A 14,956-nucleotide genomic window follows, 5' to 3' on the forward strand; every position below is an offset into this window, starting at 1 on the left:
AACTCCTTCCCCCGATGATCGTTTTCCCTTATGCGCGTTTCCGTCTGGCCACACCTGCTGGCAAACGAGCATATCGCGCAACATATTCAACAACTTCACCAGCAATATCCACACCGGTGACCGTTTCCAACCCTTCAAGCCCCGGAGTGGAATTTACCTCCAAGACTTTTGGTCCATCATCTGAGCGTAGCATATCAACACCAGCAAATCGTAAACCCATCACTTTCGCTGCTTTGATCGCCAACAGTCGCTCTTTTTTTGTGATCTTCACTTTCACGATTTTGCCGCGCTGGTGCAGGTTTGAACGAAAATCGCCATCTGCGGCTCTGCGTTGCACAGCTCCGAGAACTTTATTGCCCAAAACGATGCAGCGAATATCAGCTCCGTTCGCTTCTGCCACAAACTTTTGCACCAGAATATTAGCACGCAAGTGCCGAAATGCAGCAATAACGCTTTCAGCCGCCTTCATTGTTTCCGCCAACACAACGCCGCGCCCATGCGCACCTTCCAATAGTTTCAGAACAAATGGTGCTTTACCAATAATGCCTAGCATTGCTTTCACATCAAGCGGCGAATGGGCAAACCCGGTCACCGGCATCGGAATGCCGGCCTTTGCGAGCGCCTGATGGGCGTTCAATTTGTCCCGTGCAGCCCCAATTGCGGCCCCATTGTTCAAGCTGAACGAACCAATCATTTCAAACTGTCGCACCACCGCCAAACCATAATAGTTCACCGATGCGCCAATGCGTGGGATGATCGCATCGTAATAGGGCAATTCCTTACCCTGATGATGGATGGCGGGATTGTCTGCGGTAATGTTCATATAACACCGGGTGGTGTTGATCACATCAATCTCAATGTCGTGTTTTTGAGCTGCAGCAACTATTTTCTTTGTCGAATAACTGTTGGGTTCCCGGCTCAACAAAGCCACACGTAACCGGCGTTCTGGCATATCTGGCGACAAATCATCATAGGCCGAAATGTCCAAATCACCATTGATTCGCACCGCCATAGGGTCCACGACAATTCGACCCTCCATTGCGGTGCGGCCAAGCAATTTACGGTAGTTCATCGATTCTCTGTCGGTCAGCGACAGCTCAATCTCCCACTGGTGCTCACCGACCTTGAGCATAGTGCGCACAATCGGACGCATTTCTGCCTGACCATTTGAAGATATGATTTCGCGATATGCAACAAGTGGCGCTGTACACCAAATTTGAACATCAGGACGCTCAACAACCGGCTGCACACCAAATCGGATCATCCGTTGCCCGTCTTCTTCTATTTCCTCGTAGGAAAAGGCGTGCAACGACGAGGTCTTTGCCCCAGTGTCTACTTTTGCCAATACAGCGGGCAGCCCCAAATCGGGGAAAGAAATCCACTCTTCGTGGCCCACGCTGATTTTTGGCATTTCTTCATCTGAAGTCGTCATCTCAAAATTCCCATCGACGTCGATACCCGTTGGCACCTTGCCATCAGCCTATCGCGAAAACTTAAATGCTGCATTACAGCAAAAAATCCCGCCACGCGACGGGATTTTTCAGTCATTTTAAGAATCTAAACCGGTGAATCTATTGTTCTGAAACGGCCAACTTTGCCGCCAACAAACCAAAACTCACTGCAACAGTACGTCTGAACCAGCGCATAAATGCTGGCGAATTCGTCAGAAGCTGGCGCACTGAAAACGCCAGAACAGCGAATATGGCAAAAACCAAAAACGTTAGCATCATAAATATGCCTCCCAACACCAACATCTCAACCGTACTATTTGCAGCTTGCACATTTACAAACTGAGGCAAGAACGCCATGAAAAATAGTGACAACTTTGGATTAAGTGAATTGATCGCTATGCCCGAACCAATAACCTTAGCCACTGTCGGCACCGCTTTTGGCTTCTCGTCCAACTGAATTGGCCCAGCAGATCGCAGCGTTTGCCACGCCAGATACAACAGGTAAGCAACCCCTGCATATTTCACAAATTGAAACGCCACCGCGCTTGTGTGCATCAAAACCGCAAGGCCAAATATCGCTGCCAATAGATGGGGTACAATGCCCATTGTGCTCGCAAAGGCTGCAATAAGCCCCGTGCGCCAACCACCCGCAATGGCCATCGCTACCGCATAAACCATGCCCGTGCCGGGGATCAAGATCACCACCATGCACGTTAGAAAATACTCAAATGTCATAACTGCCCTCCTCGGCGAATATGAGCGCGAGCCTATTCACAAAATGTGGCGCGAACAAGCGCTAGGGGGCCTTTTCAACGATCCTATAGGTACAACGCCGTGCGCCGGACACAATGTGGCTCTCACGCTGAACATCCGCATTCTCGCCCAGAACTGTTTGAAACAGTTTCAACTCGGATTTGCAAAATCCCTGGCATGTGGTCGCCGCAATACAAATGGGGCAATGGTTTTCGTGCAGCAAAAATCCACCTTCAACTGGCTCCACTTCTGCCATATATCCCTCAGCCTCGCGAATTTTCGCAAGGGTTTTGACCTTTGCCCCAAGCGCAGATTTTTGATCCAGCTTCGATTGATAAATGTCCAGCGAACGTTGTTCGCGTTTTGCGATCAATTTATCCAAACCAGCTTCGCCAAATGTTTCAATGACTGAACTTATCATTTCAATGGTCAAATCCGCGTGCCGATCCGGGAAACGCTGATTACCCTTGTCGGTGAGCTGCCAATATTTCTTCGGCCGCCCAACACTCTCGCGACGGTCCTCGCTAATCACCAAGCCTAGCTGGGCCAGTTTTTCCATATGCTGACGCACAGCGACAGAGGTCGTGCCCACCAACTCACCCAAGGCCACAGCTGTTTGTGGGCCACGTGTTTTGATGAGAAACAAAAGCCGCTCAATGGTCTTGTCATCAGACATTTTCATGAAAAACGATCCTTAGCTGTTGCGCCACTCTAATAAAAAAAGATTTGACTTGTCAAATAATCCTGCCTAATACCGATAAAGAAAGAATTTTCTTATTTAATAACGAGGTGCCAAAATGTGGATCAACAAATTCTTCAACACTCTCCCTAGAGCGTTTCCCCCTGTTGAGCCGTTGGCGCATCGTGCTGCCCTGTTGGTTGGCAATTCTGCCCCCGCCAATCAACAGGGCTCCCCCTATTGTCCGGCCTGTGAACAGGCAAAATCTGTTCACGAGTTCTATGCCGACATTGCAAAATGAGCACCCAAGACGAAAACGCGCATGTTAAATTCTCTGACCTGTTCAAAGAAGGGCGTGCCCTCTTAACGCTTACCCTAATTCTCAGTGTTGGCTCACACGCCACAAACCTGTTCGTCACGCGTACAGTGCTGCCCACCATTGTGGCGGATATTGGCGGCAAAGAATTGATGTATTGGGCGCTCGCCCTTTTTCAAATCGCGGCCATTGTCGGGGGCATGGGTTCCGCCCAGATCAAAGATAAACTTGGCGGCCGGCATACAATCTATTTGGCGGCTGCCTTGCTGGTCGTCGGCTCTTGTTTTGCAGGTTTCGCACAACACTTCGGTTACCTTGTTCTCGGTCGTGGCATCCAAGGTTTTGCTGAAGGCCTGCTGATATCGCTATCGTACATCATTTTGAGCGAAAGCTATCCCAACAATCTTATGGCACGCATGATCGGCATGCTTGCTGTGGTTTGGGCCGCAGCTTCAGCAATTGGCCCCCTCGCCGCTGGCCTGCTAGAATCCAGTTTTGGCTGGCGTAGCGCATTTTTGGTCAATCTCGTCATCGCCATCCTTCTTGTGGTGCAATCAAGATACGCCGTGAAACAACAACCGTCCCAAAAAGACGGACAGCGGATTCCTATCGCCCGACTAGCTCTTTTCGTTTCCGCAATCACCGGCATTTGCCTAACCGGACAATTTACAAACCCAGTTTTAATCCTTGCCATTTTAGCCTTCTCATTCACGTTGCTCGCTTTTGCGATCAAACGCGACAAGCGCGCGAAAAACCGGATGTTGCCCAATCAGATATTCACCACTAAAGGCACGATCGGTTTAGGTATTTGGACAAACATTTCAATCTCAATCGCGGTCGGCGGTCATGGTGTTTATGGTGTCGCTCTACTCCAAAGCATGTGGCAACTCAGTCCCATTTATGCAGGCTTCCTGGCATCAATCGTTGCAGCGGCTTGGTCTGTTGCATCGTGGGGATTATCTGGTGTCGCAAAGTTAAAAAACCAACTGCTGCTTATACGCACCGGCATCACCATGATTACCTTTAGTTTTCCAATTACTGCTTTAGCCTGGTCACTAACCAACCTCACCATCGCCACACTTGGCTTTGCAATTCTCGGCTTGGGATTAGGCACGTCTACGATATTTCTTGAAAAGAAAATCATGCATGCAGCCACGCATAAAGAGAAAGACCGAACATCTTCAATCCTACCTCCTATAGATAGCGCCGCGGGCGCCATCGGCGCAGCATTCGCCAGCATCCTAGCGCTAAGCCTTGGTCTGTTCGGTGGCACACCAACATTTGGCATTTTGGATGCACAAGTAGCCTCAGTCGTGGCAACGCAAATGTATTTGACATTCTTTGCCTTGTCGGTGCCTGCTATGGTGATGTCATTCCTACTTCCGCTTGATGATTCCCAATCCGAGCGATCCAATAATACTCAACCAATTGCAGAGTAATGAGCGCACCAACACAAAGACCGCCCGACCATTTCAACAAGCTGTTTTCAAAAGAATTCATTCTGTTGAGCATGCTGAACATTCTGATTGTCGGCTCACATGCTGTAAACAGCTACGTTACGGTCACCATTGTGCCTTCAATCGTTGTTGATTTGGGTGGTCGCGAATATATGTTCTGGCTGTTCGCGCTGTTTCAAGTCGGCTCCATCGTCGCCGGCGTGGTCGCAGGTAGCTACAAAAACCAGATCGGTGCGCGCAACATCTTTTCTATTGCCTGCTTGATCTTGCTTTTCGGCTCACTGCTCGGAGGTATGGCCAACCATTTGACCTTGGTCATTCTTGGCAGAGGACTACAAGGCATCGGCGAAGGCATGCTTTTGTCGCTGATCTATATATTGGTCGCAGACCTTCTACCCTCGAAACTACTGCCCCGCATGTTTGCGCTTAGCTCTGTCATTTGGTCAGTCGCTGCAGCTTCAGGTCCATTGTTTGCGGGGGTTATGGATCAGTTCATTTCTTGGCGCGCAGCCTTTTTGTTCAACGTGCCGCTTGTTCTTATCCTGCTGGCCATTGCCTGGCGCGCCATTCCCAAACAAGAGGCTAAAAAGCAAGCCGATCCATTACCGATCAAAAGGCTTGTGCTTCTCACCGTGGGCCTGCTGGTTATGGGCGCGGCAGGGCAGTTTACAACGCCAGCAATCCTCGCCGTCATCATCGTCACCTCACTTGCAATGCTGGCGGGCTTCATGTGGCTAGACAACAAAGCCACTAACCGTCTATTGCCCGCGCGGCCCTTCACCCAAGACACAGCTGTTTCGATCTGCATGACAATGATATTCCTCATTCCACTGGCGGCATCCGCAGGCAACGTCTATTTCGCGTCGCTCTTGCGCTCGGTTTGGGACTTGTCCGCACTTCAAGCGGGCTACGCATTGGCAATCATTGCTTTTGCTTGGACAACTGTCGCATGGCTCACCAACAAAATTGACGACCCCATCATCGAATTTCGAATGATCCAGCTCGGGAGTTTTTCCTATGCGGTGGGCATGGCCATTTCAGCCGCTGGTCTATATTTTGGCTCGCTGGGCATTGTGTGTTTCGGATTTGCGGTGCAAGGGGCAGCTATGGGTGCCAGTAGCCAATTCAACCGCAAAGTCATTATAACAAGAGCGTCTCAAGCCGAACGATCAACGACCTCAGGAGCGATCGCACCAACTTCATTTACCGGTGCAGTAATTGGCGCGGCACTTGCTGGGCTTACCGCTCAAATGTTTGGCCTTTTTGAAGGCACACCAACTTCATCTGTATTTGATCCAGATATCGCCCGCACTTCGGGCAGCATGATGATGTTGGTGTTTGCGGGCTTGGCATTCTGCGCGAACTTAATATCACTTAGATTGCGCCAAAGGCACCTCGCCGCGCCGATCCAAACCTAGCCCCACAACAACCAAATCAGCAGTCCACATGTCACCCAAACAGGCTATCGCCTTGTTCTTTGATGATTTGCTTGGCCTTGTCGATTGCCGCGCTTTTTGCCATTTCAGGACTGCCAAGTCGATCAGCACGTATGAATGTTGATGACTTCAATTCACCATCAATCTCTTTTTCAATGATGCCGGAAAGCTGATACTCAGATCCCACTTTCATTTCCGTTGCCTTGATCAGATAGTCAAGGTGGTGCTCCTCACCAAGCACCTTCGGCTCGCTTGATGCAGGCTCACCCCCAATGCCAAAGAGCTTTTTTAAAAATGACATAATCTTCCTTCTCTTCAACTGGGCTCGTTCCGTAAATCTACAACCAGTGCAGTTGCCAATAACAATCTAACTAACAGATTCACGCTCAATGCTCCAACTATGGTCAACTTTGTTTTGGGTCGTAAAACAAAAGTTCTTCGTAAAGCGCATTCGTTTTAACGAGTTGCTAGGTTTTAAAAGATAGAACAATTCAAGCTAATTCGGCTATCCTTATGAATTGATTCAACAAATCAAAACAACCATCTGAAATTGAATCACTATTTGCTATTCGCAGAGAAGCGCTCCTGTTTGGCATTATCTGCGCGAGTGCCAAGATCCAATCGAAAATAGTGCCGATAGCTTACTCATAATTTGATTCAAGAAAATGCTCTAACCACTTGGCATTGAATCACATTCCCTAAAGCCAGCCCATGTGCCCCATTACTCAGTTAGAGATTCCTGCATTTGTGACCCACAAAGCTTTTGTTGAATCAATTGAATCACTTAAGCTAGTTTTGTCCGTTTTTTCGTGACGTTAGCGCCGATCAAACCTCGTTTGTGCGTCCATTGGGCCGTTGGCGACGATCAAAATCACGAAAAACCCACCGGCAAACAACAAATGTACACCGCATAATAAAGGGCCCCGTCGGGGCCCTCCGTTAGACAAAAACCCGCGCAATTAAACGCCTACATTCTCCTGAGCAATTCAATATGCTTTTCAATCGCACGTGAAGCCAATTTAAATCCATGACCCAAATGAAAATGTCTAGCTCCATCAGTGAGCAATCTTTCAAGTTCCGTTGCAACCTGATCGGGTCGTTCCTCAAACGGTGGGCGTTTGGCAATTCCCGTTGGAATTATGCCACCCAGTCCTAATCCAGATGCTACGAGGTCGCTGACAAACGTATGACCATTCTCAAGCACAACAGAGATTGAACCCGGCGTATGCCCTGGTGTCGGCGTGACATAACCTGAGATGCCGTAAGGCTTAAGGTCAAAGCTGTCGTTTCCATCAATCGTAAGTTCGGGTGTAAAAAACTCAAATGGAGATTGCGGCGCGCCAGAGCGAAGCAGTAATTTTCCGACCCAGCCAGTTGGGCACAACATCATTTTCTCTTCGCCAGCGCAATAAATCGCCTCGCGCTTATGGATTAGCACCGGGGCATTGCAGAGTTTTCGAAGCACTGCTGCGTTCCCCGCATGATCAAAATGTCCATGCGTCACAATGATTAAATCGACATCCCTAAACTCTAGTCCTAGTCGTGCCAAACTCTTGGCGACGCGCGCCTCGCAATTTGGCAGTCCTGCATCAACTAAAATCACTCCTGACCCTGATTGAATGACATAGGCATTGACCATACCAAATCTCATAACGGGAACACGCTGTATTCTAAAATCCATATCAAATCTCCTGACTTCGCGCGGAGAATAGATGTTCAAACCCTGCAGGCAATCCGTTACAATTTTGTGCCCTATGGCTTTCCCGCTCGGTTGCGCATATACTGTGCATATACACGATGGATATTGGAGTGACCATGCAAGATATTGAACCGGCCGCGAATTACGCGATGAACGCAAGCAACTGCCCGGTGGCCTCTGCAGTCCAAACTTTTTCCGGAAAATGGAAACCGATTATGCTGCACATGCTTGCTGAGCGCGAAATGCATTTTGCCCAAATCATTCGCGCGTTACCGAATGCCAGCAAAAAGGTTCTCACAGATCAGCTCAGAGAATTGGAAGCAGAAGGCATCATACTTCGCACGCCTACCAATGAACGTCGACCAAGGGTCATCTACTCGTTGTCTGAGTTAGGAAAAAGCTTGGCACCTATTCTGCTTGAGCTCTATTATTGGGAAAAGAGCCGGCGCATCGAACATCGCAACCATGCCGCATAAAAAAGGGCCCCATCGGGGCCCTTAATCAATTCAACTATACCAACTCGATTAGTTATCGAGGAACGAGCGTAGCTTGCGGCTACGGCTTGGGTGCTTAAGCTTGCGCAAGGCTTTCGCTTCAATCTGACGAATACGTTCCCGCGTCACGCTGAACTGTTGACCAACTTCTTCCAAAGTATGGTCTGTGTTCATGCCGATACCAAAGCGCATCCGCAACACACGCTCTTCACGTGGTGTTAGCGAGGCCAAAACACGTGTTGTTGTTTCACGCAAGTTCGATTGGATCGCCGCGTCAATCGGTTGGATCGCATTGCTGTCAGGAATGAAGTCGCCCAAGTTGCTGTCTTCTTCGTCACCAATTGGTGTTTCCAAAGAAATCGGCTCTTTAGCAATCTTCAATACTTTGCGAACTTTGTCCAAAGGCATTTGCAGCTTTTCGCTCAATTCCTCTGGCGTCGGTTCCCGGCCAATCTCATGCAACATCTGGCGCGATGTCCGAACGATCTTATTGATCGTTTCAATCATATGCACCGGAATACGAATGGTACGGGCTTGGTCAGCAATTGAACGTGTGATCGCTTGGCGAATCCACCATGTCGCATAAGTCGAAAACTTATACCCACGGCGATACTCAAACTTATCAACCGCCTTCATCAAACCGATATTGCCCTCTTGGATCAAATCCAAGAACTGCAAACCACGGTTTGTGTATTTCTTCGCAATCGAAATCACCAAACGAAGGTTGGCTTCCACCATTTCCTTCTTGGCAATGGCCGCTTCGCGTTCGCCTTTTTGCACCTTATGTACAAGCTGGCGATATTCAGCGATATCCACCCCGGTTTCTTGCGCGAGGGTTTTAATCTCGTCGCGCAGCTCTTCAATCGTATCACGCTCTGCAATGGCAAAATTTGTCCAACCTGCAATTGGCAGCGTCGAAACACGGTCAATCCACTCTGGATCAAGCTCTGAGCCTTGGTACTGTCCCAAGAAATCTAGGCGCTTAATGCCATAGCTTTCCGCCAAACGCAGCAAACGGCCCTCAATACGCACCAAGCTTTTGTTGATGTCATAAAGTTGCTCAACCAGCGCTTCAATACGCCCATTGTGCAATGACAAGGACTTAACTTCCTTGATTACTTCAACATGCAAGGCTGCAAGCTTCTTCTGCTGAGCGGCAGTCAGCTCTTTTGAAATAAGACGAAGCTCAACTTGCTCGTCATGCAGCTTGCGCAGTTTGGCGTATGTGCTCGCGATTAGGTCGAAAATCTCAACGACTTGCGGTTTTAGTTCCGCTTCCATTGCGGACAATGAGAGATTGTTTTCGAACTCATCATCATCGTCATCATCATCGTCGTCAGTGTTTTCGCCTTCTGCACCCTCTGCCTTTTCTTCTTCTTTTGCTTCTTCCGCTTTTTTCGCGGCAGCATCAGAATGAATGTTAGGCTCTGCGGTTTTTGCATCTGGGCCAGCGTAAGTTGCCTCAAGATCGATAATATCGCGCAGCAAAATCTCGCCTTCAGCAAGCTGATCGCGCCAAATAATAATCGCCTGAAACGTCAACGGGCTTTCGCAAAGGCCTTCGATCATGGTCTCGCGACCCGCCTCGATGCGCTTCGCAATCGCAATCTCGCCTTCACGGCTCAACAGCTCAACGGTGCCCATTTCGCGCAAATACATGCGCACAGGGTCGTCTGTTCTATCAGAGCCTTCACGGGCGTTCGATTTAGACGCAATGGCCGTACCGGTTGCAACAGCAACTTCGGTTCCGGTTTTTGCACGCTGCTCCGCCTCGTGCTCTTCCACTTCATCTTCTTCGATTACGGATATGCCCATTTCTGAAAGCATAGCCATAATGTCTTCGATCTGCTCGGATGACACCTCGTTAGAAGGCAGCACCTCATTGAGCTGATCGTAAGTCACATAGCCGCGTTTTTTCGCGCCCTTGATCATTTTCTTGACCGCGGATGCGGAAAGATCGAGAAGTGGGCCGTCTTGGCTTTCGCCTGATTCTGGCTTCTCAGTTTCTTTCTGAGCCTTAGTCGCCATTCACATTCTCCTGAACGGGTAGCCGGCAAAATCGCCGAGTATATGTGGTGAGACAATCAGGCCAAGACAAGGGCGATTGCACTTCGTTCCCCAAAGGGAATAGACAATCATGCTTATCGTTTCGTTACCAAATGCAATAACTTAGCAGTTAGATGCACAAAAACGCCGACCGGCCACCCTAAATCACAGGTTCCGCGTCGAGCGCCCAGATAACGAACCAAACCCCTCAATCAGAGCCTCAGTGCCATCCACACTGGTAATCTGGTTCTGGATGTCTCGCAGCCTTTCATACGACTCTTCGCTCGGGTCATTGCCCAGCGCCATTTCGGCTGCCTTCAGCTCTCTATTTAATCGATGTGATTTATAATGCAAGGCCAAAGCGTGATTCAATCCAACCTCGGCGTCCTGACTGTTCGCTTCAGGCGTCACTTGCCATATGCCTTGTTGACGAACAACATTGTCAATTTGCGCCAAATCGATCGCGCAACCACGCCGCTCAAGCGCCTCGCGCAGCTGTTTGCTTTTGATTTCGTGATTGGCCGAAACTTGCGATATCACCACATCCAAGATTTTTCGAGCCGCGGACGACTGCAAATCAATTTGCGCCAAATCTTCAAGATGCATTTCCACAAGTTCGGGGTGATTAATCAACCCAACCAAAATCACCGCTTCGCGTGATGCCACGCCGCTCGTTGAATTGCTCGCCGAAAGAGATTTTTTAAGCGCATTGGACACTTGATAACCGCCACGCTGTGTTTTGGCGTTTGAGTATCCGCCAGACTTTGCGTCTTTGTTATATCCACTATTGTTCGTGCGCTGTTGCTGCCCACCATACTGACGCTGCGGCCGAAAGAACTTATAGAGCTTATCGTTAAACGCTTGCCCATAATGCTTGCGTACTGAAGCGTCCGCAATTTCATTGGCGATATTCTTTAGTTTGAACTCCAGCGCCGCTTTTGCTTCAGGTGTGCCAACGTTCGCACCGCGTGTTTCTCGCTCCCAAACGGCTTCAGACAATGGCAAAGCCGAATTCAGCAATTCTTCTAGCCCCTTGCGTCCCTCTTTCTGGATCAGATCATCAGGGTCCACACCGTCGGGCAGCGTCACAATTTGCGCAGTTACCCCTGGCTTAAGCATCGGCAGCATTATGTCCATGGACTTATAGGCAGCCCGTTGCCCCGCGCTATCTCCATCAAAACACAGCACCGGGTCGTTGGTCATCTTCCACAACAAGCCCAAGTGCTCGTCCGTTAGGGCCGTACCAAGCGGCGCCACAGCACCCTCAAAGCCCACCTGCACCAACGCAATCACATCCATATAGCCTTCAACCACAATCAACGGCTTGCCGTCGTGGGAGGCTTGGCGGGCCATTTGCCCGTTGTAAAGCGTGCGCCGTTTATGAAAGAGCTCTGTTTCCGGTGAATTGAGATATTTCGCCCGCGCTTCAGGCGACATGGCGCGACCACCAAAGGCCACCACCCGACCGCGAAAATCCAATATAGGGAACATCAACCGATTGCGAAACCGATCGAATGGCACTGCAATATCATCACCAGATACCAACAACCCACAAGCAATCATCTCGTTGGCCGTCACCCCGTTCGACGCGAGGTATTCTTTAAGTCCATTGCGGCTGTCTGGTGCAAAACCCAAACGGAACATCTGCTGAAACTTGGGCAACACACCACGCTCGTGCAAATAACCGCGCGCGCGGGCACCAACATTGGCAGCCAAAGCCTGCTCAAAATAGCTGGTCGCCAAATCCATCACATCATAAAGCGACTTGCGCTTACGATCTCGGGCTTCCTCTTGTGCATCTCTTGCGGGCAACTGCAGGCCCGCCTGCCCCGCTAGCTTTTCAACGGCTTCTGGAAATGGCAGCCCTGCCTTTTCAACCAAGAACCGAAAATGATCGCCGGAAACGCCACAGCCAAAACAATGATAGCGACCGCGCCGGTCGTCTGCGTGAAAACTGGGCGTTTTCTCACCATGGAACGGGCAACAGGCCCAAAAATCCCCTTTTTGGGGTTGCGACTTCTTCTTGTCCCATACCACATGCTCTCCCACAACTTGGGAGATCGAAATTCGATCACGAATATCGTCTAGGAATTGATCAGTGAACCGCATGGTCTCAATCTAATGGTCAAAGGGATGTAATGGCAAATGCAAAGAACGTTTCGTATCAGTTTGCGTCAAACAAGCCAACGCTCAAAAGACACCATATCCCCACCAAAGCCGCGCTGTTCACCGCCGCCAGTTTCGATATTAAACTTAGAAAAACCAGCGCGCTCAAGCACGCGGGTAGACCCCAGGTTCGTTGTCATCACCCGCCCAATGAGCCGATTGATCTTATAATCAGCGCACAGCATTTCAACGCCCAACTCTAGCATTTGCCCCGCAATGCCTTTTCCCAGCCAGCGCTCAGCCACCCGATAGCCAACCTCGGCCTGGTCGCCACCAATGGTGAAATTTATGCGTCCAACCACTTCATCACCAATAAGGCCAACAAAATAAAGCCCTTCTTGCGAACGCATATCCAACTCAAGCGCAGCAATTGCATGGCTCATGCCAACCTCGGTCAGCATTTCAGGCGCCCGTGGTGGCACAAACCCAGAAAAATAGCTGGCGTTTTCAAGTTCAAAACGCAAAAGCGCCGCACAATGATGCGGCGCAATCTTCTCTAAAACAACGGCAGGTTTTGCCATAATAAAGCTAGCCGTTCAACGCCGCTTTTACAAACCGCGAGGCTTGCCCAAAGTCGATACGACCGGGGAACTTGCCCTTCAGCACACCAACAACTTTGCCCATGTCCCGCAGGCCTTCAGCGCCAGTTTCTGCAATTGCGTCTTTGATTGCGGCTTGCACTTCATCTTCGCTCAACGGTTGTGGCAAAAACTCTTGAATAACCGCAATCTCTTCACGCTCTTGAGCGGCCAATTCTTCGCGACCATTTTCAGCATAAACAGTGGCTGATTCTTCGCGTTGTTTGACCATTTTTTGCATGATCTGCAAAATCTCTTGCTCGCTGGCAGGCTCTTTGCCCTGCCCCCGTGCTTCAATGTCCCGATCTTTGATCGCCGCATTGATCAAACGGTAGGTGCCCGTACGTCGCGCATCGCGCGCTTTGATGGCATCTTTGAGCGCTGAGCTAATTTTATCACGCATATTTTCGTAAAATTCCCTGATGATTTCTGCCTCGGTTATACCCAAGCAAAACGCTTATGCCAATTTTTTCTTTCCCAGTGCATTTAACCCACTGATTTTTCACTGCTAAATCTTTCCCTCGAATCTGTTGACGCCGCGCTTGTTCTCACATAGTGTCCGCCCGATCCGGACCAGTTTGAGCGCAGCGGGCCTTAAGGCATGGGCAAACGCACATCTAAGCGGCAAAAACGGGGTCTGAGGATCGGTCAAATTTACGCCCACAATAAGCGTCAAAAGGATTTGAGATGACCGGCTGGCAAGACGATAAAACCACCGCACTTTTGATTTTGGAAAATGGGACGCGCATTGAGGGCCAAGGCCTTGGCGCAACCGGACATGCTGTTGGTGAAGTTTGCTTCAACACAGCCATGACTGGTTACCAAGAGATCCTCACAGATCTTTCCTATGCGGGCCAAATCATTACCTTCACTTTTCCACACATCGGCAATGTGGGCACCAACGACCAAGATGTTGAAACACCTGAGCATGCAAGCGACACAGGCGCTAAAGGGTGTGTGCTAAAAGCCGACATAACCAACCCATCAAATTATCGGTCAACACAGCATTTGAATGCTTGGCTGCAAGACAGGAACATCATCGGCATTGCCGGGGTTGATACGCGCGCTCTCACTGCGTTCATCCGTGAAAATGGCCTAACAAATGGCGTTATCGCCCACGCACCAGACGGTGTTTTTGATGAAGAAGCGATTGCAAATGCCCTTGCTGGCTTCAAGGGGCTAGAACACGCAGACCTTGCGGCCGACGTCTCTACCGCCAAAACCTATGAGTGGAAACAAGGGCGTTGGGTGTGGAACGAAGGTTTCTCACCAATCCAAAATCCAAAAAATCACATTGTGGCAATTGATTATGGTGCGAAGGCAAACATCTTGCGCTGCCTCGCCAATGAAGACGTCACCGTAACCGTTGTGAGCGCGTCAACACCAGCCAAAGACATTTTGGACCTCAACCCAGACGGCATTTTTCTGTCCAACGGCCCAGGTGATCCAGCAGCGACAGGCCAATATGCGGTTGGCATTGTCAAAGAACTGATTGCCAGCGCAAAACCAATCTTTGGCATTTGCCTAGGCCACCAAATTTTGGCTTTGGCACTTGGCGGCAAAACGGTCAAAATGCACCAAGGCCACCATGGCGCAAACCACCCGGTTAAAGACCTGACAACAGGCAAAGTGGAAATCACCTCAATGAACCACGGCTTTGCCGTTGATGCAGATAGCTTGCCTGCAGGTATCGAGCAAACGCACATTTCTCTGTTTGACCAATCAAACTGCGGCCTTGCGGTTACCGGAAAACCCATCTTTTCGGTACAATATCACCCAGAAGCATCACCGGGCCCGCACGACAGCCACTATTTGTTCAAGCGTTTCTTGGACAATGTGCGCGGCGTAAAAGCGGACGCGTAGGTTCTAATTTCAAGCGTA

At 49.8% G+C, this 14,956-nt stretch carries 13 protein-coding genes and 1 pseudogene; 4 read left to right on the forward strand and 10 right to left on the reverse strand.

Annotated elements, in window-relative coordinates; all coding sequences use genetic code 11:
* Nucleotides 1-28 precede the first annotated feature (28 nt).
* The 4 genes and pseudogenes from rimK to O4H47_RS16930 all read right to left on the reverse strand — a co-directional run bounded on the left by rimK (nucleotide 29) and on the right by O4H47_RS16930 (nucleotide 2,886).
* Entirely contained in the window at nucleotides 29-952 is a 924-nt protein-coding gene (gene rimK / locus O4H47_RS16920; protein WP_419719643.1) for a 30S ribosomal protein S6--L-glutamate ligase, read from the reverse strand.
* Nucleotides 953-1,009: 57 nt separating this feature from the next.
* Nucleotides 1,010-1,432: pseudogene (locus O4H47_RS18200) on the reverse strand (ATP-dependent zinc protease); the annotation flags it as partial.
* A gap of 139 nt (nucleotides 1,433-1,571) precedes the next feature.
* Nucleotides 1,572-2,186, reverse strand: a complete 615-nt coding sequence (locus tag O4H47_RS16925; RefSeq protein ID WP_269395195.1) for a LysE family translocator — start codon at nucleotides 2,184-2,186, stop codon at nucleotides 1,572-1,574.
* A gap of 61 nt (nucleotides 2,187-2,247) precedes the next feature.
* On the reverse strand, nucleotides 2,248-2,886 hold the full coding sequence (locus O4H47_RS16930) for a helix-turn-helix transcriptional regulator (protein ID WP_269395196.1): 639 nt from the start codon (nucleotides 2,884-2,886) through the stop codon (nucleotides 2,248-2,250).
* A 294-nt stretch (nucleotides 2,887-3,180) separates the two neighbouring features.
* On the opposite strand from O4H47_RS16930, the gene O4H47_RS16935 reads away from it, so the two are divergent.
* Together O4H47_RS16935 and O4H47_RS16940 are read left to right on the forward strand one after the other, a co-directional pair.
* Nucleotides 3,181-4,638 carry an MFS transporter gene (locus O4H47_RS16935; RefSeq protein WP_269395197.1) on the forward strand — a complete coding sequence of 486 codons (1,458 nt, stop codon included), beginning with the start codon at nucleotides 3,181-3,183 and terminating at the stop codon, nucleotides 4,636-4,638.
* A complete protein-coding gene (locus O4H47_RS16940) occupies nucleotides 4,638-6,074 on the forward strand; it encodes an MFS transporter (protein ID WP_269395198.1) in 1,437 nt (478 codons plus the stop codon). Before O4H47_RS16935 ends, O4H47_RS16940 begins: the two co-directional genes overlap by 1 nt.
* A 31-nt stretch (nucleotides 6,075-6,105) precedes the next feature.
* Here the strand turns inward: O4H47_RS16940 and O4H47_RS16945 are convergent, their stop codons facing one another.
* Nucleotides 6,106-6,393 carry an HlyU family transcriptional regulator gene (locus O4H47_RS16945; RefSeq protein WP_269395199.1) on the reverse strand — a complete coding sequence of 96 codons (288 nt, stop codon included), beginning with the start codon at nucleotides 6,391-6,393 and terminating at the stop codon, nucleotides 6,106-6,108.
* Nucleotides 6,394-7,059: 666 nt separating this feature from the next.
* Entirely contained in the window at nucleotides 7,060-7,773 is a 714-nt protein-coding gene (locus O4H47_RS16950) for an MBL fold metallo-hydrolase (protein ID WP_269395200.1), read from the reverse strand.
* 134 nt (nucleotides 7,774-7,907) lie between these two features.
* Between O4H47_RS16950 and O4H47_RS16955 the strand changes: the two genes are divergently transcribed.
* Nucleotides 7,908-8,267 carry a winged helix-turn-helix transcriptional regulator gene (locus O4H47_RS16955; protein ID WP_269395201.1) on the forward strand — a complete coding sequence of 120 codons (360 nt, stop codon included), beginning with the start codon at nucleotides 7,908-7,910 and terminating at the stop codon, nucleotides 8,265-8,267.
* 48 nt (nucleotides 8,268-8,315) lie between these two features.
* Here the strand turns inward: O4H47_RS16955 and rpoD are convergent, their stop codons facing one another.
* From rpoD to O4H47_RS16975, 4 genes are all read right to left on the reverse strand, one after another.
* On the reverse strand, nucleotides 8,316-10,313 hold the full coding sequence (gene rpoD, locus O4H47_RS16960; protein ID WP_269395202.1) for an RNA polymerase sigma factor RpoD: 1,998 nt from the start codon (nucleotides 10,311-10,313) through the stop codon (nucleotides 8,316-8,318).
* Nucleotides 10,314-10,496: 183 nt separating this feature from the next.
* Nucleotides 10,497-12,440: a DNA primase gene (gene dnaG, locus O4H47_RS16965; RefSeq protein ID WP_269395203.1), complete on the reverse strand. Its 1,944-nt coding sequence runs from the start codon at nucleotides 12,438-12,440 to the stop codon at nucleotides 10,497-10,499.
* A 65-nt stretch (nucleotides 12,441-12,505) separates the two neighbouring features.
* On the reverse strand, nucleotides 12,506-13,018 hold the full coding sequence (locus O4H47_RS16970; RefSeq protein WP_269395204.1) for a GNAT family N-acetyltransferase: 513 nt from the start codon (nucleotides 13,016-13,018) through the stop codon (nucleotides 12,506-12,508).
* A gap of 7 nt (nucleotides 13,019-13,025) precedes the next feature.
* Nucleotides 13,026-13,478 carry a GatB/YqeY domain-containing protein gene (locus O4H47_RS16975; RefSeq protein WP_269395205.1) on the reverse strand — a complete coding sequence of 151 codons (453 nt, stop codon included), beginning with the start codon at nucleotides 13,476-13,478 and terminating at the stop codon, nucleotides 13,026-13,028.
* Between the two features lie 284 nt (nucleotides 13,479-13,762).
* Here O4H47_RS16975 and carA point away from each other — a divergent pair, with 284 nt between their 5' ends.
* Nucleotides 13,763-14,938 (forward strand): glutamine-hydrolyzing carbamoyl-phosphate synthase small subunit, encoded by a 1,176-nt coding sequence (gene carA, locus O4H47_RS16980; protein ID WP_269395206.1) that lies wholly within the window; start codon nucleotides 13,763-13,765, stop codon nucleotides 14,936-14,938.
* Nucleotides 14,939-14,956 lie beyond the last annotated feature (18 nt).

This window comes from Maritalea porphyrae (assembly GCF_027213965.1).
GTDB classification, from domain to species: domain Bacteria; phylum Pseudomonadota; class Alphaproteobacteria; order Rhizobiales; family Devosiaceae; genus Maritalea; species Maritalea porphyrae_A.

Excerpts from the sequence above, each read along its gene's own strand:
- rimK (WP_419719643.1), bottom strand. The coding sequence starts at position 952 with ATGCCAGAACGCCGGTTACGTGTGGCTTTGTTGAGCCGGGAACCCAAC.
- O4H47_RS16925 (WP_269395195.1), bottom strand. The coding sequence starts at position 2,186 with ATGACATTTGAGTATTTTCTAACGTGCATGGTGGTGATCTTGATCCCC.
- O4H47_RS16930 (WP_269395196.1), bottom strand. The coding sequence starts at position 2,886 with ATGAAAATGTCTGATGACAAGACCATTGAGCGGCTTTTGTTTCTCATC.
- O4H47_RS16935 (WP_269395197.1), top strand. The coding sequence starts at position 3,181 with ATGAGCACCCAAGACGAAAACGCGCATGTTAAATTCTCTGACCTGTTC.
- O4H47_RS16940 (WP_269395198.1), top strand. The coding sequence starts at position 4,638 with ATGAGCGCACCAACACAAAGACCGCCCGACCATTTCAACAAGCTGTTT.
- O4H47_RS16945 (WP_269395199.1), bottom strand. The coding sequence starts at position 6,393 with ATGTCATTTTTAAAAAAGCTCTTTGGCATTGGGGGTGAGCCTGCATCA.
- O4H47_RS16950 (WP_269395200.1), bottom strand. The coding sequence starts at position 7,773 with ATGGATTTTAGAATACAGCGTGTTCCCGTTATGAGATTTGGTATGGTC.
- O4H47_RS16955 (WP_269395201.1), top strand. The coding sequence starts at position 7,908 with ATGCAAGATATTGAACCGGCCGCGAATTACGCGATGAACGCAAGCAAC.
- rpoD (WP_269395202.1), bottom strand. The coding sequence starts at position 10,313 with ATGGCGACTAAGGCTCAGAAAGAAACTGAGAAGCCAGAATCAGGCGAA.
- dnaG (WP_269395203.1), bottom strand. The coding sequence starts at position 12,440 with ATGCGGTTCACTGATCAATTCCTAGACGATATTCGTGATCGAATTTCG.
- O4H47_RS16970 (WP_269395204.1), bottom strand. The coding sequence starts at position 13,018 with ATGGCAAAACCTGCCGTTGTTTTAGAGAAGATTGCGCCGCATCATTGT.
- O4H47_RS16975 (WP_269395205.1), bottom strand. The coding sequence starts at position 13,478 with ATGCGTGATAAAATTAGCTCAGCGCTCAAAGATGCCATCAAAGCGCGC.
- carA (WP_269395206.1), top strand. The coding sequence starts at position 13,763 with ATGACCGGCTGGCAAGACGATAAAACCACCGCACTTTTGATTTTGGAA.